This window comes from Terriglobia bacterium, from assembly GCA_035712365.1.
Lineage (GTDB): Bacteria > Acidobacteriota > Terriglobia > UBA7540 > UBA7540 > SCRD01.
The window spans coordinates 14,516-36,557 of record DASTAW010000032.1; the positions used below are offsets into that span (position 1 = coordinate 14,516).

Annotated in this window: 19 protein-coding genes; 14 read left to right on the top strand and 5 right to left on the bottom strand. The window is 58.8% G+C overall.

Annotated elements, in window-relative coordinates; genetic code table 11:
* Nucleotides 1-7 precede the first annotated feature (7 nt).
* A complete protein-coding gene (locus VFQ24_09240; protein ID HET9178525.1) occupies nt 8-394 on the bottom strand; it encodes a PadR family transcriptional regulator in 387 nt (128 codons plus the stop codon).
* 196 nt (nt 395-590) lie between these two features.
* Between VFQ24_09240 and VFQ24_09245 the strand changes: the two genes are divergently transcribed.
* Nucleotides 591-1,820: a glycosyltransferase gene (locus VFQ24_09245; GenBank protein ID HET9178526.1), complete on the top strand. Its 1,230-nt coding sequence runs from the start codon at nt 591-593 to the stop codon at nt 1,818-1,820.
* Between the two features lie 2 nt (nt 1,821-1,822).
* Here the strand turns inward: VFQ24_09245 and VFQ24_09250 are convergent, their stop codons facing one another.
* Nucleotides 1,823-2,179: a hypothetical protein gene (locus VFQ24_09250; protein ID HET9178527.1), complete on the bottom strand. Its 357-nt coding sequence runs from the start codon at nt 2,177-2,179 to the stop codon at nt 1,823-1,825.
* 170 nt (nt 2,180-2,349) lie between these two features.
* Here VFQ24_09250 and VFQ24_09255 point away from each other — a divergent pair, with 170 nt between their 5' ends.
* From VFQ24_09255 to VFQ24_09270, 4 genes are all read left to right on the top strand, one after another.
* Complete coding sequence (locus tag VFQ24_09255; GenBank protein HET9178528.1) at nt 2,350-3,435, top strand: AI-2E family transporter; 1,086 nt, start codon at nt 2,350-2,352, stop codon at nt 3,433-3,435.
* 134 nt (nt 3,436-3,569) lie between these two features.
* Nucleotides 3,570-4,982 carry a bifunctional UDP-N-acetylglucosamine diphosphorylase/glucosamine-1-phosphate N-acetyltransferase GlmU gene (gene glmU / locus VFQ24_09260; protein ID HET9178529.1) on the top strand — a complete coding sequence of 471 codons (1,413 nt, stop codon included), beginning with the start codon at nt 3,570-3,572 and terminating at the stop codon, nt 4,980-4,982.
* A 286-nt stretch (nt 4,983-5,268) separates the two neighbouring features.
* On the top strand, nt 5,269-6,162 hold the full coding sequence (locus tag VFQ24_09265; protein HET9178530.1) for a hypothetical protein: 894 nt from the start codon (nt 5,269-5,271) through the stop codon (nt 6,160-6,162).
* Between the two features lie 158 nt (nt 6,163-6,320).
* Nucleotides 6,321-6,977 carry a hypothetical protein gene (locus VFQ24_09270; protein HET9178531.1) on the top strand — a complete coding sequence of 219 codons (657 nt, stop codon included), beginning with the start codon at nt 6,321-6,323 and terminating at the stop codon, nt 6,975-6,977.
* 55 nt (nt 6,978-7,032) lie between these two features.
* On the opposite strand, the gene VFQ24_09275 is transcribed toward VFQ24_09270, so the two are convergent.
* Entirely contained in the window at nt 7,033-8,046 is a 1,014-nt protein-coding gene (locus VFQ24_09275; protein HET9178532.1) for a ThiF family adenylyltransferase, read from the bottom strand.
* A gap of 131 nt (nt 8,047-8,177) precedes the next feature.
* Here VFQ24_09275 and VFQ24_09280 point away from each other — a divergent pair, with 131 nt between their 5' ends.
* From VFQ24_09280 to VFQ24_09290, 3 genes are all read left to right on the top strand, one after another.
* Nucleotides 8,178-8,837, top strand: coding sequence for a protein-L-isoaspartate(D-aspartate) O-methyltransferase (locus VFQ24_09280; GenBank protein HET9178533.1), 660 nt, complete (start codon nt 8,178-8,180; stop codon nt 8,835-8,837).
* Between the two features lie 116 nt (nt 8,838-8,953).
* The gene (locus VFQ24_09285) at nt 8,954-9,688 is read left to right on the top strand and encodes a dolichyl-phosphate beta-glucosyltransferase (protein ID HET9178534.1); all 735 of its coding nucleotides are present in this window, start codon (nt 8,954-8,956) and stop codon (nt 9,686-9,688) included.
* A 526-nt stretch (nt 9,689-10,214) separates the two neighbouring features.
* Nucleotides 10,215-11,609, top strand: coding sequence for an MmgE/PrpD family protein (locus tag VFQ24_09290; GenBank protein HET9178535.1), 1,395 nt, complete (start codon nt 10,215-10,217; stop codon nt 11,607-11,609).
* A gap of 16 nt (nt 11,610-11,625) precedes the next feature.
* Here the strand turns inward: VFQ24_09290 and VFQ24_09295 are convergent, their stop codons facing one another.
* The gene (locus VFQ24_09295) at nt 11,626-12,084 is read right to left on the bottom strand and encodes an NUDIX hydrolase (GenBank protein ID HET9178536.1); all 459 of its coding nucleotides are present in this window, start codon (nt 12,082-12,084) and stop codon (nt 11,626-11,628) included.
* A gap of 333 nt (nt 12,085-12,417) precedes the next feature.
* On the opposite strand from VFQ24_09295, the gene aroE reads away from it, so the two are divergent.
* The 6 genes from aroE (at nt 12,418) to VFQ24_09325 (ending at nt 21,375) form a co-directional block, all read left to right on the top strand.
* A complete protein-coding gene (gene aroE, locus VFQ24_09300) occupies nt 12,418-13,989 on the top strand; it encodes a shikimate dehydrogenase (protein ID HET9178537.1) in 1,572 nt (523 codons plus the stop codon).
* Nucleotides 13,990-14,344: 355 nt separating this feature from the next.
* Nucleotides 14,345-14,692 carry a hypothetical protein gene (locus VFQ24_09305; protein ID HET9178538.1) on the top strand — a complete coding sequence of 116 codons (348 nt, stop codon included), beginning with the start codon at nt 14,345-14,347 and terminating at the stop codon, nt 14,690-14,692.
* A 183-nt stretch (nt 14,693-14,875) separates the two neighbouring features.
* A complete protein-coding gene (locus VFQ24_09310) occupies nt 14,876-15,886 on the top strand; it encodes a mechanosensitive ion channel family protein (protein ID HET9178539.1) in 1,011 nt (336 codons plus the stop codon).
* 65 nt (nt 15,887-15,951) lie between these two features.
* A complete protein-coding gene (gene trpE / locus VFQ24_09315; GenBank protein ID HET9178540.1) occupies nt 15,952-17,469 on the top strand; it encodes an anthranilate synthase component I in 1,518 nt (505 codons plus the stop codon).
* 149 nt (nt 17,470-17,618) lie between these two features.
* On the top strand, nt 17,619-18,839 hold the full coding sequence (locus VFQ24_09320) for an AIPR family protein (GenBank protein ID HET9178541.1): 1,221 nt from the start codon (nt 17,619-17,621) through the stop codon (nt 18,837-18,839).
* A gap of 283 nt (nt 18,840-19,122) precedes the next feature.
* Nucleotides 19,123-21,375 (top strand): acetylxylan esterase, encoded by a 2,253-nt coding sequence (locus VFQ24_09325; protein HET9178542.1) that lies wholly within the window; start codon nt 19,123-19,125, stop codon nt 21,373-21,375.
* 60 nt (nt 21,376-21,435) lie between these two features.
* On the opposite strand, the gene VFQ24_09330 is transcribed toward VFQ24_09325, so the two are convergent.
* Nucleotides 21,436-22,041 carry a GNAT family protein gene (locus VFQ24_09330; protein HET9178543.1) on the bottom strand — a complete coding sequence of 202 codons (606 nt, stop codon included), beginning with the start codon at nt 22,039-22,041 and terminating at the stop codon, nt 21,436-21,438.
* Nucleotide 22,042 lies beyond the last annotated feature (1 nt).

The window sequence follows — 22,042 nt, forward strand, 5'->3', positions numbered from 1 at the left end:
AGCCTCCTTAAGCATTTTTCAGCTTGCGAACGGTTCGGGTTGATCGCGCAAGGCGGGCAAGATCTTCGAGCCTTTTGGCTTCCGCCGCCAGCGCGCGTCCGCCCTGGCCGGTCAGGCGATAGTACCGGCGCCGGCTGTCATCCATTTCGGGGTCGGGGCGCTCTTCCGATTCCTCGATCAGTCCGTCTCTAAGCAGTCGGCTGATGGCGCCGTAAAGGGTGCCAGGTCCAAGGCGCACCGTTCCTCCGCTTCTGTTGCTGACCTCCTGCATGATGGCGTATCCGTGCCGATCGCCGTCAGCCAGCGCAATGAGAATGTAGAAGACCGCCGGCGTGAGCGGCGAGCTGGTTTCCGAACGGTTCCGGGCTGTCCTCGGGTGTTCGTTCGTGCTCATCCTGAATATATCCTCGTCCGCTATATCGTCAAACGATATAGTAGGGCGCCCCCAGCCCGGCTGTCAAGCAATATCTGTTGCCGAGGCTGACCGGACGCCTCGACCTGGTGCAGGCGGGACGTGGCCGATCCGGAAATCGGTTCACCGGCGGGCTCCGGGGTGGAATGTAGAGTTGTGCTAGACTCGAAACTCTTCCATGGGCACGGCGTTCATCATTTTCACCATCCTGGGACTTCTGCTCCTGGCGCAAAGTGCAACGTCGCTGCGTGAGGGGTTGCGATTTCGGCGCTACGTGCGGCGATGCCGGGCGCAGCCGATTGGAGACTTTGCGCCGAAGGCGGGCGTGGTGATTCCGGTAACGGGAGAGAACGCATCGCTTAAGGAAAATATCGCCGCCTTTATGACACAAAAATATCCGCAATACGATTTGGTGCTGGTGGTGAGCGACGAAAGTGACCCTGCCTGTGGGACTTTGAGCGCGCTGATAACGGAAGCAGCGCCTGGCTCTGGTGCTCCCTGCAAGGCATCGCTGGTGGTGGCGGGACTTGCTCAGGCGCAAGGGCAAAAAGTGCATAATTTGTTGCGCGGGCTGGATGCGATCGATTCCGGGGCTGAGGTCCTGGTTTTTGCCGACGCGGACGCACGGCCCGGCTCGACGTGGCTGCGGTCGCTGGTGGCGCCACTGGCCAACAGTAATGTGACGGTCACTACAGGTTTCCGCTGGTATCTGCCGGGTCAGACCTTCGTCTCACAACTGCGCGCTGCCTGGGATACCTCCATCGCAACCCTTATGGGAGAGCACGACAGCAGTTTTCCCTGGGGCGGCTCGATGGCCATCCGCGCGGAAGACTTTGGCCGCCTACACGTGCGCGAGCGATACTGGACCTCAACGGTCAGCGACGACTATTGCCTCGGCCGTGCGGTCCAGGATGCAGGCGGCAGAATTCGGTTTGAGCCGCGCTGTCTGGTGGCTTCGCGCCAGGATTCTTCTTTAGCGGAGTTCCTGCGCTGGGCCAATCGACAGCTCATCATCACGCGGGTCTACGCTCCGCGGTTGTGGGCGATGGGGCTGGCGGCCCATTTGCTTTACTCGCTGGCCTTCGTTTGTGGTTTTCTTGTGCTGCTTACGCCGGCGGCCGCTGGGTGGGAACGCATTGCAGTTGCCGCCCTGCTTGCAGTCATTCTCGCCTTGGGAATGGCAAAAGGGAAGATTCGTGAAGCTGTGGCCGGCGAGATTTTTCCGGAAGAGCGCGAATTTCTGGCCAGGTACGGAAAGCGGTACTGGCAAATGACGCTGCTGGTTCCCTGGGTAATGCTTTGGAATTTTGTGGTAGCGGGATTCGTTCGGACGATTGAATGGAGCGGGGTCCGTTACCGCATGCGCTCCGACCACGAGGTGGAAATTTTAGGACGGGACCCGCGCTGATCTCATTTTTTCGCCGCAGGTTTAGCCTTATGGCGAATCAGAGGCCGGGCGCCGGACTCGGTCTTTGGATTATTGGCGGCCGGGGCCTCCGCAGGACTCGCGGAGGGAGAGACCTTGGCCAGCACCTGGTCGAAGGCAGTCGCTTTGGGCGCTTTCTTCTTTTCCTTTCCTTCCAGGTAAGGATGCTCGGAGTAGCAGGTCTGGCAGATGACCTTTGCCACCCTGTCGCCCACAAAGCTTGCGATGGCGTGGTTCATCAGGCGCTTGCAGCGCGGGCAGTGGTCGTCAATCAGGTCGCCAAGCCGCGGAGGACGGTTATCCAGCCATGAATTATCGGTGGCCATAGTCGTGTTGCTCATTATAACCGGACGGCCCTCAAATTCAAACCTTCGGGCGGACGGGTAAGGGCGGTTGGATGCAGCCACTGTGGCGCCTGATGAGGGTCAGTCAGCACGGCTCGATCATCAGCGCCGGACGGACTGCGGGTATGGAATTTTGGGGCCTGCCAAGTTAAAATCATTCACGAGTCATGCCGACGCTTGAGACGAAATTCGAAGCTGCCCCACCCACCAGGATTGCCACAGCGAGCGGGCGCATCATCGCCGTGGCCATCGTGATCGCGTGCATCAATTTCGCAAGCTCGATCATCATCACGCTGATCTGCGCCATTCTGATTGCCTTTGTGCTGGAGCCGGCTGTCCGTTTTCTGGAGCGGATTCACATCCCGCGCTGGGTGGGGGCGCTGATCATGCTGGCGGGCTCCATCGGCCTGCTTTACCTGGTTATATACGGCATCTATGACCGGGTGATCCAGTTCATCCAGGAATTCCCCACCTATGGGGCGCCGCTCAGGCACGTGTTTGCGAGCCTTCAGGACGCGGTGAGAAACGTTGAGAAGCTGGCTTCCGGAATGGTCCCGCTTCCTGCGGAGCCACAATCCAACCTTCCCACCATCCGGCTGCAGCAGGAGTCCCACTGGGGACAGTATCTGCTGCGGGGCATCGGGTCGGTTTACACGTTTATTGTGACGGTGATGTTCGTCCCCTTCCTGGTTTTTTTCATGCTCACGGCCAAAGGCCACATCTGGCAGGGAACCCTCAACCTGTTTTCGGCGAGGCACCGGCAGCAGGCTGAAACCGTTATTCACGGGATCGGCCACATGATCCGTCGGTACGTGATGGGAAACATTCTGGTGGCGCTAGTGGCGGCTGCGCTCATCACTCCCGCCTTTTCTCTGATGGGGCTCCATTTTGCGCTGCTGATCGGGCCGCTCGCTGCTTTCCTCAGCATGGTCCCTTACCTGGGGGTTGCCCTGGGGATGGCGCCGCCGATGATGATGGCGCTCGGACAATATACTTCAACAACGCCCTTTATCGTGATTGGCGCCATCGTCCTGGTGGTGCATTTCCTGGCCATCAACGTCCTGACCCCCAAGTTCGTTGGCCATCAGGTCAGCCTGAACGCTTTGACCGTGACCATGGCGATGATGTTCTGGGGATGGCTTTGGGGTGCGGCGGGACTGATCCTTGCCGTGCCGCTGACGGCCGCCTTCAAAGCTGTGTGTGACAACGTGGAAAGCCTGAAAGCCTGGGGCGCATGGATGGGCGAGGGATGAGGTCCGCAGGTATTTGCTGCGCCGCAGTTCTTTGTCGAGTTAAAACGTAATTTCGCCTCCCGGCCGAACAAGGGCCGGATGCGGAACCCTGGAACGTCCGCCCTCGGCTGCGAGGAGGGACGTGGAACCTTCGAATGGCCAATCGGGACTTCTCGATCGTTATCCTCGCCGCAGGTAAATCGACTCGCTTTAAGTCAGAGCGTTCCAAGCTCATCCACATGCTGGCGGGCCGCCCTCTCGGGGACTACATAGTGAGTGCCGCGCTCGCGGCGGGGCCGGAAACGGTCCTGATGGTGGTGGGTCACGATGCGGCTGCAGTTCGTGAAACACTGGCCCGGCCAGGGCTCCAGTTTGTGGAACAGAAGAAGCAGCGAGGGACCGGCCATGCGCTGATGGTGGCGCGTCCTCAACTCGAAAAGTGCAAGGGTCCCGCGGTTGTGGTGATTGTGGGCGACGTGCCGCTTCTGCAGACGCAAACTCTGCGCGACCTGGTTGCCGCCCATCAGAGAGCGCGGGCGGCGGCTTCCGTGCTGACCATGCGTCCCGCGAGTCCAGGCGGATACGGGAGGATTGTCCGGTCTGGCGGCGCCGCCGTACGCGCTATCGTCGAAGAGAAGATTTGCTCTCCCGCCCAGCGCAAAATCAGGGAAGTGAGTTCCGGCATCCTCTGCTTTTCGAGGACTGAATTGCTGAGATACCTCGACAAGCTCTCCGACAAGAACGCGCAAAAAGAATACCTTTTGACGGACCTTGTCAGCATTTTCAACCGGCGGCGTAAAAAGGTTGTGGCGTTTCCCATCGCCGATGCGCGAGAAGTCCTGGGCGTGAATGACCGGGTTGAGCTTGCGCAAGTGGAGCGCATCCTGAGGCTGCAAAAAGCTGAGGCCCTGATGCGTGGCGGGGTTACCATCGTCGATCCACAATCGACGTACATTGATTCCGCCGTGGAAGTTGGGACCGACACGGTGATCGAGCCCGGCGTAAGCCTGCTGGGCAATACGCGAATCGGGAGGTGCTGCACCATCCGGGTGCATTCGACGCTCGCCGATTCCTTATTGCGCGACCGGGTGCTGGTGCGTCCCAATACGTTTGTTACTGGCTGCGAGATTGGTTCAGACGTGGTCCTCGGGCCCTTTGCCCATCTCCGCGACAGCGCGGTGATCAGCGACGGCGCCCGCATCGGCAATTTTGTTGAGGTCAAGAAGTCGCGCGTGGGGCGCGGAACTCGCGCCTGGCATCTCACCTACCTGGGAGACGCCACGCTGGGCGAGCAGGTGAATATCGGCGCCGGGACCGTAACCTGCAACTATGATGGTGAGAAGAAGAACCCGATTGAGATCGAAGATGGGGTATTTATTGGCAGCGGGAGCATGCTGGTCGCGCCCGTCAAGATAGGCAAGGGTTCGTACGTGGCGGCTGGTTCTACCATCACCGAAGACGTTCCGGAGGAATCGCTGGCCGTCGGCAGAGCTCGCCAGGTGAACAAGGCGGGCTGGGTCCGAAAGCACAAAGGCAAAACCCGAGAATCGAAGCGACAGCACAGCTAACAAGAACGGCGGCGATCAAGGCAACCAGACCGCCATCAACGAATTCCCCAAGGTGTTTTCCTTCATTTTTTCTGAAAAATCATCCCCGTTGGACTGCACTTTTTACATCCGACACGTAAGAAATTCACGTTGATCGCTGGATCCTGCCTCACGGGTCCCGGCGAGAAGACTCCTGTTTGGGTGTTATTACGTAAGGGCGCCAAGGCTGGAATCTCAATTGCGGAACCTCAGGCATCCGAGTCTGCGGATTAACAAGCGTTTTTTTGTAAGTCAAGGAGGCAGTACTATGGCGATTGATGACGTGCCTGTTGAGGGCAGCGCTCAGGAAGGCACCTTTGCTGGTCGAGGCATCAACACCTGGATGAAGATCATCCTGGTCGCGCTGGCGGTGCTCCTGGTCGCTGAAATCTATTCCATCAGCCGCGTTGCCGGGATGGGCAAGACTATTCGGACCCAGGACGCCAAAACCCGCCAGGACCTTACCAACGATTTTAACAGCCAGCTTTCGGCCAGACTGATGGCCCTTGAACATGCGAATCAGGAGCAGCTTGGAGCGTTGAAAGTGGAGTTGGACGAGGCCTCACGGCACCTGGGCGCGCAGGGGGGCGAGCTTCGCCGGGCGCGCGACATGGTTGCCAAGCTCCAGACAGAGCACGCGCAGCAAGTCCAAGATCTTAAGCATCAGCTTGCGTTAAAGGCTGACGCGCAGCAGCTTGGCGCGCTCACTGCGGACGTTTCGAATACCAAGACTGACCTGGACAAGACCAAGCAGAACGTGGCCGAACTGGTCAACAGCTATGGCATGACCCGTACGAGATTCGGGACGCTGATTGCGCGCAACCACGATGAGATTGACGCCCTGCGGAAACTGGGCGAGCGCGATTACTACGAGTTCACGCTGGTCCGTCACAAGCCCATTCATCTGGCCAGCATCGGCCTGGATTTGAAGAAGACCAACAAGAAGCATCACCGCTTTACCGTGGCCCTTCTGGTTGACGATGTGTGGGTACAGAAAGACCACCGGACCATTGACGAGCCCATCTTTTTCAGCACCGGCCGTTCGCAATCCTTTTGCGAGCTGGTTGTCAATAAAGTGGACAAGGATTTCATCTCCGGCTATATTAGTACACCGAAGAGCGATGGCCACCAGATGGCTTCGCGGTCGGAGGGGCCGCAGTAGTGGTGGGCGACGTTTGACGCGGGGACCTGAGCCAAACCCCGGCCATGCAGCCGGAGATTGGTGCTGAGCTCCGCAGGCTGAATCCTCTTTGCAATCCCGAAAACCCGCTGGACACAGCGCCAGAGTCCGGCCATGAAACTTTCTGCGGAGGTGAACTCATGGTCACGCGCGCTGCGCTGGTGGTTTCCCTTATCATTCTAAGTGCATGGGCAGTCCTGGCGGCAGATTTGACCGTACCGCCCGGCACGGTCCTGAATTGCAGACTTTCCGAAACATTGTCCACAGCAACAAACCTCCAGGGGCAGTTGTTTGCCGCCGCGCTGGCCGAGCCCCTTGTCGTCAACGGCGCCCAGATTGTTCCCGCAGGCGCCACCATTCGTGGGCGGATCGGCAGTCTCAGCCGCCCGGGGCGCATCAGGGGCGTGGGGGAGATTCTGCTGGTCCCAGAGACGCTGGCTTTCCCAAACGGGCAGACTTTTACTGTGAACGCCGTGCTGCTCGAGGAGTACGGCGCGCCGGGCGCCCGCATCGCAAGCCCTGAAGGGGTTGTGCGCGGGCCCAACGCCGTGATGCGCGACCTCAAGGAAATCGGCATAGGCATTGGCGGCGGCGGGCTTCTTGGCACGATGCTCGGCGGCCTTCACGGGACCTTGGTGGGCGGCGTCATCGGCGGGGCGGCCGGCCTGGCGGACACTTTTACTCGCCGCGGTCCGGACCTTACGCTGCCCCGCGGCACGGAGCTCAAGTTTCAATTGAACCGGCAGCTTGTGGTGGCGCGCGCTGGCGTCGCGGAATTCGACCTGAGTTCGCGATAGCCTCGACGCTCCTGGTAAGCAGTTACTGAGATCCTGAAGGGCCGGCTGGTTTCCGTCAGGAACTGATGTACTTTGCGTAGATGCCGCGCGCCACGGCCGGGTCCTGGGTTCCCTTGATGATGGCGCGCCCGTCCGGAAAGACGGTCAAGTCATAGCCGTCGAAAGAGAACTTCAGCAGAAAATCATTGGCCCGCACGGTCCCAAACTGTTTCAGGCGGGCTTTCAGCAAGGCCAGGTCGAGCCGTCGGGAATCGCGATGGCGAATTTGGACGGCATCCCTGCCGCAGAGCACCGCGGGGAGCGGTTCACCTTCATCCAGATAGGTGAAAATCCTTTGCCCGCAGGTCTTGCAATCGGGATCGCGCTTCGGCCTGACCTGCTGCATGCGGTTGTGCCAGATGTCAAATCCGAAAAGCGTCCCGTGCAATTCCTGCTGGCGTCCCAGCAGGATTTTGAGCGCTTCTGTTACCTGGATGGCGGAGGTCCATGCTGCCGCCGGACCAATCACTCCAACTGTGTCGCAGGTTTCGTGTAATCCCGCGGGCGCGTCAGGGAACACACAGGATAGACACGGACCCTGGCCCGGCAGGATGGTCATGGTAACGGCTGAGCTTGCCACTACTGCTCCGTAAATCCACGGAATCCCCAGTTTGACGGACACGTCGTTCAACAGGTAGCGGGTTTCAAAGTTATCGGTGCCATCCAGAATGACGTCAAATCCTCGCACCATACCCTCGATGTTCCGGCTGGTGGCGTCAGCGACCACGCCCTCCGTCCGGATGTCGGAATTGATCTGTTTCAGCTTGCGTTCCGCGGCAATGGCTTTGGGTAGACTTGCGCGTGCATCGTTCTCATCAAACAGAGACTGGCGTTGCAAGTTGCTCTCTTCAACGTAATCGCGGTCTACGATGCGCACAACGCCAACCCCCGCCCGAACTAAGGCATTGGCCTGGCCCGTTCCGAGCGCGCCGCAACCAATGATCACGGCTTTGGCTGCCAGCAGCCTCTTCTGTCCCGCTTCCCCAACGGGATTGAACAGGACCTGCCGGGAATATTTGTCACCGTTCATGGTCTTTGAACTATTCCTTTCAATTATAACCTTTGGGCCCGATGGGCTGAAAATACCCCTCGACGCAGGCCCGTTAGGCGTTCATGATAGTAATCAGGATGCCTGCGCGAGAACTTGTGCCTCAAATATCCATGAGCAACACCGATTTTGAATCCGAGCGCCGCGCCATGATCGAATGGCAACTGCGCCGCCGGGGAATTCACGATGAGCGTGTTCTGCAGGCCATGCAAGAAGTGCCCCGCCATGCGTTTGTGCCTCTGCCATTTCAGCAGGCTGCTTATGAGGACCGCCCCATCGTGATCGGGGAGGCACAGACGATTTCGCAGCCCTACATGGTGGCAGCGATGACGGAGGCTGCGCAGCTCAATCCCGGAGAGAAGGTGCTTGAAATCGGGACAGGCTCCGGTTACCAGGCTGCCATTCTGGCGCACCTGGGGGCCGAGGTGATTACCCTGGAGCGCATTCGCAGCCTGGCTGATTCGGCATGGCAGCGCCTGCGAGACCTGGGGTATCTCAACGTGCGGGTCATACCCGAGGACGGGAGCGTGGGCTACCCGGAGGGAGCGCCTTACGCAGCCATTATCGTGACCGCTGCCGCACCGGCGGTTCCCCAGGTGCTTATCAGCCACCTGGCCGAGGGAGGCCGGCTGGTGATTCCCGTTGGAACGCTGCAATTGCAGACACTTCAGGTGATTTCAAAACATGCCGATAAACTACTTGTTCGGGACCTCGATCCCTGCCAGTTTGTACCGCTGGTGGGCAAGCAGGCCTGGCCGGAAAGTATGGCCTAGCGGCAGCGGCCGTTCTGGCGCGCAGTCTCGAAGGCATCGGCGTGGACGCGATTCGGAGCGATTGAATCTGGATTTCCATTGTGAACTGCATAGCAGACGGACTTTAGCCTGCCCCTATGTCTGATCCGTACCTGAGCATTGTGGTTCCCGCTTACAATGAGGCGTTGCGGGTAGGGAAGACCCTTGCCGAAGTGCAAGAATACTGCTCGGCACTGCCCTTCGAAGTCGAGGTGGTGCTGGTGGACGACGGCTCGCGCGACGGTACGTGGGACCTCTTCAGACAGTTTCAAACCCTTCGGCCGGGGACCCGTGTGCTTCGCAATGAGACCAACCGGGGCAAAGGATTCAGCGTCCGGCGTGGCGTGCTGGAATCGCGCGGCAGGCTTGTGCTGTTCACCGATGCCGATCTCTCGGCGCCAATCAAAGAAGCAGACAAACTCCTTGCCGCGCTTGAATCTCAAACGGCCGATGCCGCCATAGGTTCGCGCGCCCTTGACCGGAGCCTGGTCGGGGTCCACCAGCCGTGGCGCCGCGAATATGCCGGCCGGTTCTTCAACGTGCTTGTGCGGCTGTTTACCGGCCTGAAGATCCACGACACGCAGTGCGGCCTGAAGCTCTTCCGCAGGGACACGACACGGCGGGCTTTTGAATTGCAACGGGTCGAGCGGTTCGGTTTTGACCCCGAGGTCCTTTTCCTCATTCAGCGCTTTGGCGGGAAGATCGTCGAGGTCCCCGTTCGCTGGAATGATAATCCCGCCACCAAGGTCCATTTTCTTCGTGATTCCGCCCTCATGTTTCTCGATTTGATCGTTCTTCGCTGGCGGGCCTGGGCCGGCTGGAATTCCCCCTGATATTTTCCTTGATCAACTTAGATTTTTTCTTGACTCAGCCGCGAGAGCCTCTTAGTATCAAATTACGCTAGAAAGGAGGTGATCCATGCAAATTGAAAGTAACTGTAGCGAGGGTGCTGAGGCTTAGGCGCTCGCTAGTGCTTGTTTGTAGGACCTCTCACTAGCTAAGAGAGGATGAAAGGCACGGCGCAGTCAGCGCCAGTTCCCAAAAGTATCTGGGAGGCCAATCTCAATCAGTATCCGGCCCCTGGTCTTGTCAGCGAAACAAGGCCAGGGGTTTTGTTATTTCCGCGGGAGTTTTGCCTTCGGCGGGACTTATGGCGAAGCCGCCAGCCGAAATGTGGCACGGGCGTCTCGCCCGTGCTTCGGTCAAAAAACACGGCCAGGCCCGCCCTGAGCGAAGCGAAGCGGATGGCCGTGCCACCAAATGGGAAGCAAACCGAGTCACTACTCCAGCCCGTCATTGTTCCCAGACCTGAGCTAAAATTAGATAAGGGGAGCAGGAGAATCAAGCCCTGAGGCCGCCATGACTCTCGTACAGGAAATGGCCGAATTTGTTGCTGCATCCGCCTTCGAGGACATGACCGATGATGTCCGCGAGCAATTAAAAATTCGAGTCCTGGACACAATTGGCTGTGGGATCGGCGCATTGGACGCAGAACTCGCGCGGACCGTTCGAGCGCACACCGCCAGCTTTGGGAGCGAGGGGAATTGCACGCTGATAGGCGGGGGAAGCGCCGCCGCCGATCGGGCGGCATTCTACAACGGTACGCTGGTGCGCTATCTGGATTTCAATGACAGCTATCTGGCCAAAGGCGAAACCTGTCATCCCAGCGATAACCTGGCGCCCGTCCTTGCCGCGGCGGAATTCGCCGGGTGCGGTGGACGTGATTTTCTGACAGCGCTGGCTATGGCTTACCAGGTGCAGTGCCGGCTGAGTGATGTTGCCCCGGTGCGGGCGAAAGGATTTGACCACACGACGCAGGGGTCGTATGCGGTGGCGGCGGGTGTTTCCAGGGCGCTCGGTCTTAACCCGAACCAGACGGCGAATGCCATCGCAATCTGCGGCACAGCTTTCAACGCCCTGCGGGTCACCCGCACCGGAGCGCTTTCGCACTGGAAAGGGCTGGCGTATCCCAATACGGCTTTTGGGTGTACGCACGCGGCGCTGCTGGCCATGCACGGGATAACCGGCCCACAAGAAGTCTTTGAAGGCAACAAGGGATTTATGGAGTCCATCAGCGGACGCTTCCGGATTTCCTGGCTGGAGGAAAATCTGGATCGCGTCCAGCGGACCATCCTGAAAAAATACAACGCGGAGATCCATTCTCAGCCCTCGATTGAAGCCTTGCTCGAGCTGAAGCGGGAGACCGGATTCGACGCCGCCGATGTCACTGCCATCGACCTCGAAACTTTCGACGTTGCCTACCACATCATCGGTGGAGGCGAGGAAGGTGAAAAGATGACCGTTCGAACCAAGGAAGAAGCCGATCACAGCCTGCCTTACCTGCTGGCCGTCGCGGCGCTCGACGGCGGCGTAATGCCGGAGCAATACCGGCCGGAACGGATCGGGCGCCGGGATGTTCAGGACCTTCTGCGGAAAGTCCATGTACGGGAGAATGAGGCGTTCAGCAGGCGGTTTCCAGATGAGATGCCCTGTCGCATCACGGTTCGTCTGAAAGATGGCCGGACGCTTGAAAAATCGAAGCGCGATTATGAGGGTTTCCACACCCGCCCGGCACGATGGGAGACGGCGACGGCGAAGTTTCATCGCCTGAGCGGGCCGTTCACAACCGAAGCGTTGCGCAATGAAATTGCGGACAGCATCCTCAGAATTGAGGATGCACCGGTCAGCAACCTGACGCGATTGCTCGGGCAGGTTCGAACCTCCCCGGGTCCGCCAGAGGCTTCTCCGAAATAGGCAGCGGGAGGGCGGATCAATGGGCCCTGCCGGCGCGCGGTCTTTCGTGTTTTTCAACCCACTCGAAGGCGTCGGCGATCACTGCGGCTGTCTTGGGCCATAGTTTGTAGCTCGGAAGCTCCTTTCGCTCGACCCACCGCGCATCCAGCACGTCGCTTCCGGGGCTTAGCCGACCTCCGGCGGGTAGGCACACATAATCAATCAGGACGTAATGGAACCTCACCCGGCGGCCATTTTTCTGCACTCGATCAACCACCGCAATCGATTCCATCGGGCGGACTCTTAAACCGGCTTCTTCCTCGACTTCCCGCCTGACGCCGTCCTTAAGGCTTTCTCCCAGCTCAAGCATGCCACCCGGAATCGACCACTCGCCCCTTAGAGGCTCGGTTCCTCGCCGAACCAGCAGCACACAACTGCCGCGGACCACCACGCCGCCAACTCCCACAATGGGCTGTTTAGGATATTCACGTTTCATTGCAGATGCCAGGCCGCCTGTCTCCAGGATTCGAACCAAACCATAAGCGTTTACCGTACTGCTTGCCGGAGGATGCGTCTTAAAGGAACCCACGGCTTGCCCAGGTTCGTTACCGGATTCTAAGGCATTTCTCGCGCCAGCATCTCATTAGATTTCACTCAGGCCGTTCATGCAGACGCGCGACGGCATTTCGAATCTGGTTTTGATGGCGAATATTTGGCGAAGGGGGCGCTTTTGAGCGCCGCGTTTCGGGCCGATGAAGGTCCGAAAACTGTTCAAAAGCAACGCCCGAGGGCGCAAGCCCGGACAATTGACTTGCCGGGATTTTGCCAAATGCTTTATAATAAGGGAGTTCTTCACCATGGAGGGCTGGCTGCCCTGGAAAAACATTTGGTCAAATCTTCGTCTCCTCGCATCTTTGTGTCGTTGGCGTCGCCGAGTCTGGACGTGGCCGAAGCGTACATCGAGACTCTCGGCACAACTACGCCACTCGGTTTTGAGCTTCGCCTGGACTATCTCCGCGACCACACCCGGCTCGAATCAGACCTGCACAAGATGCTGGCCCGCTTGCGCTACCCCCAAACCATCGCAACCTGCCGGCGTGTGGATGCGGGTGGCCGGTTTGAGAACTCGGTTGAAGAACAGATGCAGATCCTGATCGCTGCCGCCCGTGCCGGGTGCCAGTGGGTCGATATTGAGATTGAATCCGTCAAGGCGCTTCGCAAGCCCCGGTTCAAAGATTTGGCCCCCGCAAAAGTCATTGTTTCGTACCACAATTTCCGCAGCACGCCGGACCTGGGCGCCATTTATCGCCGCCTCGCCCGGCTGCCCGTTGAAGCCGTCAAGATTGCGAGCCACGCCCGTGAACTCCAGGATAATCTGAAGGTCTTTCAACTGCTCAAATCCAATCGCCGCCGCCGTCCCCGGCTTGTTGCCCTGGCCATGGGCAACTCCGGCATCTGTTCGCGGGTGATGGCTTTCCGGTGGGGCAGCGTCTTTACCTACGCTTCGGCGGGCAATCATCATGCCGTGGCAGGCGGACAAGTGGCCATTGAAAAGATGCGCTCTGTTTACCACGTCGAGCATCTTGACGAACGCACCCAACTCTACGGCGTTGTGGGGACCCATTCCTCGATGTCCCTTTCGCCGGCGATGCAGAACATCGCCTTCCAGGCCAAGCGCGTGAACGCTCTTTACCTGCCTTGTGAAACAGCCCGGCTGGGTGACTTTCTAAAGTTTGCACGGTCGCTCAAGTTTACAGGCTTCAGCATCACGATGCCGTTCAAGCAGGCGATCATGAAAGAACTCGCCTGGACTGACCCGCTGGCCGAGCAGATTGGCGCGTGCAACACCGTGGCCATCCGGCACGGCAAGTGGATGGGCTGGAACACCGATTCCGCGGCGGTGATTGAAGTGCTCACCAAGCGGCTGAGGCTCCCCGGCAGCCGGATTCTTGTCCTCGGCGCGGGCGGAGCAGCGCGGGCCGCGGCCTTCGCGCTGCGGGCCGAGAATGCCGACGTCTATGTCGCAGCCCGAAGGGACGCCGTGGCAAGGAAGCTCTCCCGCGCTGCTGGTGCGGAAGCCGTGCCGTGGGAAAGCGCCGACAGCCTGGACGTGGACGCGGTGATCAACGCCACGCCTGTCGGCATGGCTCCCTACAGCGATATCCACCCGATTGACCTGGCGCGGCTGCGGACTCGCGTGGTTTTTGATATGGTCTACTACCCGGTCGAAACCCGCTTTCTATCTGAAGCCCGCGGCCGCGGACTGGTCACCATCACGGGGCTTGAAATGCTGGTGGCGCAGGGCGCCCGGCAGTTTGAAATCTGGACCGGGCAGTCGGCGCCGCGCGCTCTGATGGAGCAGGCGGTCCGCCAGTCGCTAAGCCACGCCGCCTCGGGCTAAGGCGGCGGGCGTGCCCGCCCTTTGCCCAGGGGTTCAGCTCCGACAGTTGTCCGGCCCTCCCAGTCAAGAGGCTTCAGTCCCTGAAGCAATCATCGGGAAATTCTGAAGGACTGACCCACCGCATACATTCCAAACTGCGGAACGTGTGCGCGTCCCGCTGACTCAACCTCAGTTCCTCTTTTCTCATCCCCCAAGCTTCTACCACCTAAAGCGGAACTTTCTACTTTGCTCATACCGGAACTTCTCACTTTGCAGCGACATTCCGCCGAATTTGCTTGACAAACACTGGCCTAGCATGGTAGTCTTCTTTCAGATGCCTGCAAGCCGCGAGTTTTCCGGGACCAAAAGAGACAAAATGGGACAAAAAAACACGTTTTTTGAAAAACAAACCGGAGAGGTTGTTGAAAAAAAAGAGAAATGGCCAAAAAACAAACCGGAACAAACCGGAAAACAAAGCGGAGAAGTTATTGAAAACACGTGCCTGTGGAAAAAACGAACCGGAACGAACCTAAAAACAAAGCTACCGATCTTGTTGAAAACACTAGAGAGCCAAAAAAAACGAACCGGAGTCCCACGTGCAGAATTCCCGGCCCGCTCTAGCCCCGCCACTGCCGGTTCCCCCGCCTGTCCACGCTTTGGGAGCGCCCTCGCCCACGAGACTTCACCGGAATCAACTCAGCCCTGGGTCCGGACTGGCGCTTAGAAGTGAGATGTCGCTGGCGGAATCACATCCCCGTTCGGCGTCAAAATGAAAATCCTACCCTCCTGCAATTGACACGAGGCTACCACGGGATTTAAGTTGGTCAAATGCGTTGAGTCGAGCGTCGGCGCGTGTCCGTCCTGCTGAAGAGGGACGGAGCTGGATTTTTTTTGAAAGGGTTGTTGCATGCGGTTTTTTGCGCTGCTGGTAATGCCATGGGCGAATTTTGATTTCGCCTCTATTCTCAGCCATGCCGTCCACGCCGTGATTATCCTGGTGGCCGCCTTCATTGCCGCCACGGTCCTGAAGAAATCGATTCCTGGCATCAGAGTCCGGATTATCGACCGGATGAAGAAACATGGCCGGGCCGACCTGGAGATGGAAAAGCGCGCGGCCACGCTGAGCGGCATCCTGCAAAAAGCAATTGTGATCGTGATCTGGCTTCTGGCGATTGTGATGGCGCTCAAGGAATCGGGGTTTGATATTGGACCCATTCTGGCCGGCGCCGGCGTCCTTGGACTCGCCGTTGGCTTCGGTGCGCAGAACCTTGTGCGCGACCTGGTTTCAGGCTTGTTTATCCTGCTGGAGAACCAGGTTCGGGTGAATGACGTGGCTATCATCAACGGGACGGGCGGACTGGTGGAACAGATCAACCTGCGGACCATTGTTCTTCGCGGCCAGGACGGTACCGTCCACGTTTTTCCGAACGGCGCCATCACCACCCTTTCCAACATGACGCACGAGTATTCCTACTACTTGTTCAACATCGGAGTTGCGTACAAGGAAGACACCGATCGTGTCATCCAGGTCATCAACCAATTGGCGGATGAGCTGATGAAGGAAGACAAATACAAGCTTTTAATTCTTGCGCCGCTCGAGGTCATGGGTGTCGACAAGTTTGGCGACTCGGCGGTAATCATCCTGGCCCGCTTCAAGACGCTCCCCATCCAGCAGTGGACGGTGGGGCGCGAAATGAATCGCCGCATCAAAAAGAAGTTTGACGAACTCGGCATTGAAATGCCGTTCCCGACCAGAAGCATCTATTGGGGCGAGGCCAGCAAACCTTTCGCCATCCGCTCGGAGCAGGACCGCGAAGACTTGAAAGGCCTGGTTCGTGAGGTGCTTGCGGAACAGGCGGCGCAGTCCCCCGCGAAAGAGGCTGAGGGCATCCAGGCCGGCCAACAGGAGAAAACATAGGCAAGCCGGCAGCACGCTGCCTTCTACGCCCGGCAGGGCAGTAGCGTCCCCGATCTGGTTTTCACATGGACACCATAACTCCCAATTTCTCGGAATTCCGCCGCCTGGCAAGTCAGGGCACAGTCGCGCCCGTTTACCGAACGGTTGTGGCTGACCTGCTGAGCCCCGTCTCGGCCTTCCTGAAACTCGTTCCCGGGGCATTCAAGGGCACCGGGTCGCGCAGCCAGAGCGCTTCGCATCACAGCTTCCTGCTGGAAAGCGTCGAGGGCGGCGAGCGCGTCGGCCGCTACACTTATTTTGGCGTTGATCCCTTCCAGGTGATCACCTGCCGCGGTGACCGCATCACGCTGCTTCGCGGGAGCGAGCGGGTTGAAGAATCCGGCAATATCTTTGAGTACTTGAGGCGCGTCGGCTCAAAGTACCGCTCGGTGAAGCTGCCTGGCCTGCCGCCCTTCAGCGCCGGCGCCGTGGGCTATCTTTCCTACGAAGCCGTGCGCCAGCTTGAACGTTTGCCCGCCCGCGTCGAGCCTGACGTTGACATGGACGACGCGATTTTTATGTATTTCCGCACCCTCGTCGCCTTTGACCATGTCCGCCACCGCCTCTTCCTGATCTCGAATGTCCGGACGGAAGAAGACCCCGGAACGCTTCGCCAGAAATACGATCATGCCGTCGGGGAAATCGACCGGCTGGAGCTGAAGCTGGCGCGGCCTCTGCGCCTGCCAAGCGTTCGGGCTCCCAAAGGTACGCTGCGGGTCAAACCCAACATGACGCGGAAGCGTTATGAAGAAATGGTTGAGCAAGGCAAAGAGTACATCCGTGCCGGGGACGTTTTCCAGGTGGTGCTGTCGCAGCGGCTCACGGTCCCGGTTCGCGTTCCGCCCTTTGAGGTTTATCGCGCGCTGCGAGTGGTGAACCCGTCGCCTTACATGTACTACCTGCAATTCGGCAACTCCACGGTGCTGGGATCGTCGCCGGAGATGCTGGTGAAAGTGGCGGGGCGTGACGTGGAATACCGTCCGATTGCCGGCACCCGCCCTCGCGGAAAGACCGAGGAAGAGGACATGCGCCTCGAACATGACCTGCTTTCCGACGAGAAGGAACGCGCCGAGCACATCATGCTGGTTGACCTGGGCCGCAATGACATTGGCCGCGTGTCGGAGTATTCATCGGTGCACCCGGAGCGCGTCATGTTCGTCGAGCGCTACTCCCACGTGATGCACCTGGTTTCGCTGATCAGGGGAAAGCTCCGGTCCGATGCGGACAGCTACTCGGCGCTCGCTGCCTGCTTCCCGGCGGGAACTCTGACCGGCGCCCCCAAGGTCCGCGCCATGGAAATCATCGACGAGCTCGAACCCACCCGCCGCGGCCTCTACGGCGGGGCCGTCCTCTATGCCGATTTTTCCGGCAACCTGAATTCCTGCATCGTCATCCGCACCGTGATGATCAAGGACGCCAAGGCTTACCTCCAGGCCGGCGCCGGCATCGTGGCGGATTCCGTCCCCGCCCTCGAATTTGAGGAATCCATGAACAAGGCCCGCGCCATGCTGCGCGCCTTTGCCATGGCGGAAGAAGGGTTGTAAAGCTGCCCAGAAAATCATTGGGAGAGCTGCCCATTTTCTTGTTGACAGCTTTTGATTCAATTTGTTATGGTCTTCTTGGCATCAGATGACGAATAGAGCTTCTGATGACTATTACTCGGCAAGCATACGCTGCCGGAAGGAAGTGCCAAATGCTGTTTCCCACCAAGGTACTTGAGTTCACTCCCCGCGACAACGAGCACATCAAAAGGCTGAACGACCCAGTCGACACAGGTTTATTTCATCTCGAGACGTGGCTCCCGTTCTCAGGAGCATCGAAACTGGAACGTGGCAATGCCAATGTCCGGCCGGCGTCCGAGAGGAAGAAGCCCTTTCGCGATATGATAAACACTGTTGAAAACAGTCCTTCGACTTTCCACCGGAAGAATCGAGGAATCATTTACCTCTGCGACAGGTTTGAATTTGACAATAAAAGTCGGCTGCTCCGGGTGACAATTCCCGATATTGACCCGAAGGAATACGAGGACCTTGAAAATGGAGAGCCGAAGTTTGGAATTGCGGACGGTGGCCACACCTTCGAGGTGATTCAGCAAACCGTGGCGCGGATAAACGAGCTGCGCGAGCGAGAGGGATGGACTGAACCCTTCGTGCGCGTGCACTTCCTGGCGGGTCAGGGGTTCGAAAGTGGAGAGCTTGAGCAACTCGTAGAAGCACTGAATACTTCGTCCCAGGTACAGCAGTTCACCCTTGATGAGTATCAGAATAAGTTCGACGAGTTGAAGGAAGCTCTTCAGAACGGCGGTTTCGATCCGAGTGTCGTTGCCTTCCGCGAGAACGAGGACAAGGAGTGGGATGTACGTGACATTGTTCAGCGGCTAGCATGCTTCCTGAAAGAACGATGGAAGACGACTCAACCAGCGTCAATGTACCGGTCTAAGGGCAAAGCTCTCGACCTGTATACCAATGAAGCTACACATCCTGAGTTCCGCAAGCTTTATGACGTGGCCTCGGATATCGTTACGTTGCCCGAATACATCCAATCCGAATTCAGCAAAGATACGGGTAAGGGCCGGAAGTTCGGGAAAATCCGAGCCGTGAAGACACTCAAGAAGCCTTGGACCCCTGCTGGCACGCAGTACACTACTGACCATGAGATGGACCTGGCCGCATCCCTTCCAATCGCTGCAGCTTTCCGGGAGCTTCTGGAATTAAAGGGTGACCGCTACTACTGGAAAGTAGACTACAAGGATGTATTCAAGGTAGCCGCCGACGAGCTGTACAAAGTGTTGCTAAATAAAGTAAGGACTGCCAAGGCCGTGAATTCTCTCGGAGCCGATACTGAGTACTGGACCCAGTGTTCCAATATCGTCCTACGCGCCATGTATGAGGTGTTGAACAGGCCGAGCAGTTAGGCGAATGGTGAGCCACGGTCAGCACTCCTCTGACCGTGGCTTCTCAAGGTTGATTGGATGTCAAGCGCGCACGCTCGCATTATAACGTCTGCGACGTGGCGAACCGATAAACTCTGTAATCGTTCCAGGCCCCTCGCTAGAATTCCCCTGTGAGAAAACCCAGGCTCCACAAATCGGGGTTTGTGTCGGGCCCGTTCTTCACCCTCATCCATTGACAAATACTTGATTAGGAAGGAGACTTTCCGGGAGTTCGACTTGTTCCTCTACGGATTGGAGAGATCGAATGCCCACGCGAAGAAAATTTATCCAGACGAATATCCTTGGCGCGGCGATGGCGCTGACGGGGCGCGATGCTTTTGCGGCCGGGCGCCCCTCCGCATCACAAGCTGCTGCACCGGGAGATGATGGCAAGCGGGACTTTTGGAACGATCTGCCGCGTTACCTCACCGCGCAGATGAACGAGGCCCGCGCCCGGCGCCTGGCCGAACTGCGCGCCATGCGCACCGAAGCCGACGTGCGCGCGCGAATTGAAACGGTGCGCTCGAAGGTTTGGAAGCTCATCGGCGGGCAATTTGATAAGACCCCGCTGAAGCCGAAAATCGTTGGCACCATTGACCGCAGCGACTACCGAATCGAAAAGGTCATCTTCGAAAGCCTCCCGGAGGTTTTTGTCACGGCGAATCTTTACCTGCCAAAGAACCACAAGCCTCCGTATCCGGCAATCATTGTTCCGCTGGGCCATTCCGACATCGGAAAGTCTTTCTACTACTACCAGTATGTCTGCCAGTCGCTTGCCAGAAAAGGCTATGCGGTGCTGCCGTATGATCCCTTCGGGCAAGGCGAACGGCAGCAGTTTCTGGACCCTCGCACCGGCAAGAGCCATTTTGGGCCGACCGGTGAGCACGACCAGGCGGGAAGGCCCATGCTGCTATTCGGTTCGCAATTCGAGCAGTACCGCACCTGGGACGGCATCCGTGCCGTCGATTATCTCCTCACGCGGCGGGAAATTGATCCGGAGCGCATCGGTTGCACGGGGCAGTCGGGCGGCGGAACCATGACCATGTGGTTGGCGGCGCTCGAACCTCGCATCAAGGTGGCCGTGGCTTCCGACGGGCAGAATGAAAACTTGGCGGGGCCAAATTACGCGCCTCCGGGCGCGGTGGACGACGCTGAACAGAACATCGCGGGCAGCCTTCCCGAGGGCATCGACCGCGGCGACCTGTTCCTGGCGTTTGCGCCCAAGCCGCAGTTGATTATGTATTCCCGCACCGATGCCGGCCTGACTTATTCGCCCACCTACGTCGAGGGAACAACGGAGATCTACCACGAGGCCCTGGCCGGATACAAACTGATGGGCGCCGACGACAAATTAAAACTTTTCGGCTCGCCGCTGCCGCATGCCTACGACTTCTTCAATCGCCGGGAAGCCTACAGTTGGTTTAACCGCTGGCTGGGCAATCAAGATGCCGGAACCGGCGAGGCGGAGTTCGAGGAATCGCCTGCAGACAGCTTGCACTGCACCAGCACCGGGCAGGTGCTCACATCCCTGGGCGGCCGCTCCATTGTCGACCTGAACTCGGACCGCCTGCGGCAAGTTGCACAAGCGAACCAATCGGCCACGCCGCCTGAAGCGAAGACTGCGCGCGAGCAGGCGCAGAAAACTCTCAAGGAACTTCTCGGCCTTCCTGCTGAGCGAACACCGCTGAATCCCCGGATTCTTTCGTCAAACGTCTGGATGGACGACATCGCCGTCGATGAGTTTCAGTTTTTTTCCGAGCCTCTGGTGCGGGTGACGGGTTGGTTTCTGAGGCCGGCGAAGGGTGGTCCCGCGTTCCCCACGGTTGTCTTTGTTTCAGAAGGGGGGAAGAACCATATTTTGTATGAAACGTCGCCCATCAGCCGCCTGGTGCGACAGGGCGTAGCTGTTTGCGCCATTGACCTGCGCGGCCTGGGAGTCTCCACTCCGCATCATCCGAGCGCGGGGCCGCTATTCTATCAGGACGTGCCGCTCGACGAGCGTTACGCCTGGGCATGCCTCAGTCTCGGCAAGCCCCTGGTTGGCCAGCGCGTTTGGGACCTTCTCCGCTGCCTCGATTATCTTCAAACCCGGCGCGAGGTGGACCAGGGCCAAATCCTTGGCCTTGGTGAACGGGGCGCCGCAAGCGCCGTGCTGCTTTCCGCGGTGCTCGATGACCGCCTTCACTCCGTACTGTTCGACCGCCCCATGGCCACGCTTGCGTCAATCGTGGAATCGAAGGAGTACTCGCTCGACCTTTCCTGGTTTCCTTTTGATATTCTCCGGCACTTCGACCTGCCGGATCTCACGGCGCTTCTGGCCCCGCGGCGGTGCTGGCTCCTGAATGCTACAAATTCTCAAGGTGAAGCCCTTGCCGAGTCCGAGGTGTCGGCACTTTACAGGCAAGCCGTGGCGACGTTCCGGCAGACCGACGCCGCCGACAATATTCGGTTCCTGGTTCGCCCGGAGCGCGAAAGTGACGAGGTCTACCGGGAGTGGCTGGGGGCGGCCAAGGTCTGAGGTTTGGCGCTCGCACTTTGCGGCAAGGCTTCTGGCTGGTGATGCCTGCCCAAGAGAGTTTTACTGGGTCCTGATCCCGCGTGACATCATTCCTTCCAGCCGCGTTTTCACCTGCGGCCATTCGGAATCGATGATGCTGAAGTAGACGGTGTGCCGGATGCGGCCCGTCCAGGTCAGCATGTGATTGCGCAAAGTTCCTTCTTCGATTGCGCCCAGGCGCAGGATGGCGTCGCGTGAGCGTTGGTTCAATGAGTCGGTCTTGAATTCCACCCGGATGCAGCCGAGTTTCTCAAAGGCGTGGCGAAGCATCAGGTATTTGGCTTCGGTGTTGGCGACGGTCCTCTGCCAGTTCTTGCCGAGCCAGGTGGCGCCAATTTCCACGCGAAGGTTGGAAGAGTCGATGTTCAGGTAGCGGGTGCTGCCGATAACTTTTCCGCTGGCACGATCAATGGTGGCGAAGGGCAGTGAAGTTCCGTGTGCCTGCTCGGCGAGCGCCTTCTCGATGTAAGCGCGCATTTCCGCCGGCGTTCTGATGTTGGTGGTGGTCCAATGCCACAGTTCAAAATCAAGCCCGATCTCGCACAATGGGCGGTGGTGAGTCAGGCTGAGCGGCTCCAGCCGCACGGCGCTTCCTTCCAGAGTGATCGGACCTATTTCCATGGCCATC

Bases quoted from the DNA above. Each gene is read 5' to 3' on its own strand.
- VFQ24_09240 (HET9178525.1), bottom strand. From the start codon at position 394: ATGAGCACGAACGAACACCCGAGGACAGCCCGGAACCGTTCGGAAACC.
- VFQ24_09245 (HET9178526.1), top strand. From the start codon at position 591: ATGGGCACGGCGTTCATCATTTTCACCATCCTGGGACTTCTGCTCCTG.
- VFQ24_09250 (HET9178527.1), bottom strand. From the start codon at position 2,179: ATGAGCAACACGACTATGGCCACCGATAATTCATGGCTGGATAACCGT.
- VFQ24_09255 (HET9178528.1), top strand. From the start codon at position 2,350: ATGCCGACGCTTGAGACGAAATTCGAAGCTGCCCCACCCACCAGGATT.
- glmU (HET9178529.1), top strand. From the start codon at position 3,570: ATGGCCAATCGGGACTTCTCGATCGTTATCCTCGCCGCAGGTAAATCG.
- VFQ24_09265 (HET9178530.1), top strand. From the start codon at position 5,269: ATGGCGATTGATGACGTGCCTGTTGAGGGCAGCGCTCAGGAAGGCACC.
- VFQ24_09270 (HET9178531.1), top strand. From the start codon at position 6,321: ATGGTCACGCGCGCTGCGCTGGTGGTTTCCCTTATCATTCTAAGTGCA.
- VFQ24_09275 (HET9178532.1), bottom strand. From the start codon at position 8,046: ATGAACGGTGACAAATATTCCCGGCAGGTCCTGTTCAATCCCGTTGGG.
- VFQ24_09280 (HET9178533.1), top strand. From the start codon at position 8,178: ATGAGCAACACCGATTTTGAATCCGAGCGCCGCGCCATGATCGAATGG.
- VFQ24_09285 (HET9178534.1), top strand. From the start codon at position 8,954: ATGTCTGATCCGTACCTGAGCATTGTGGTTCCCGCTTACAATGAGGCG.
- VFQ24_09290 (HET9178535.1), top strand. From the start codon at position 10,215: ATGACTCTCGTACAGGAAATGGCCGAATTTGTTGCTGCATCCGCCTTC.
- VFQ24_09295 (HET9178536.1), bottom strand. From the start codon at position 12,084: ATGAAACGTGAATATCCTAAACAGCCCATTGTGGGAGTTGGCGGCGTG.
- aroE (HET9178537.1), top strand. From the start codon at position 12,418: ATGCTTTATAATAAGGGAGTTCTTCACCATGGAGGGCTGGCTGCCCTG.
- VFQ24_09305 (HET9178538.1), top strand. From the start codon at position 14,345: ATGGGACAAAAAAACACGTTTTTTGAAAAACAAACCGGAGAGGTTGTT.
- VFQ24_09310 (HET9178539.1), top strand. From the start codon at position 14,876: ATGCGGTTTTTTGCGCTGCTGGTAATGCCATGGGCGAATTTTGATTTC.
- trpE (HET9178540.1), top strand. From the start codon at position 15,952: ATGGACACCATAACTCCCAATTTCTCGGAATTCCGCCGCCTGGCAAGT.
- VFQ24_09320 (HET9178541.1), top strand. From the start codon at position 17,619: ATGCTGTTTCCCACCAAGGTACTTGAGTTCACTCCCCGCGACAACGAG.
- VFQ24_09325 (HET9178542.1), top strand. From the start codon at position 19,123: ATGCCCACGCGAAGAAAATTTATCCAGACGAATATCCTTGGCGCGGCG.
- VFQ24_09330 (HET9178543.1), bottom strand. From the start codon at position 22,041: ATGGCCATGGAAATAGGTCCGATCACTCTGGAAGGAAGCGCCGTGCGG.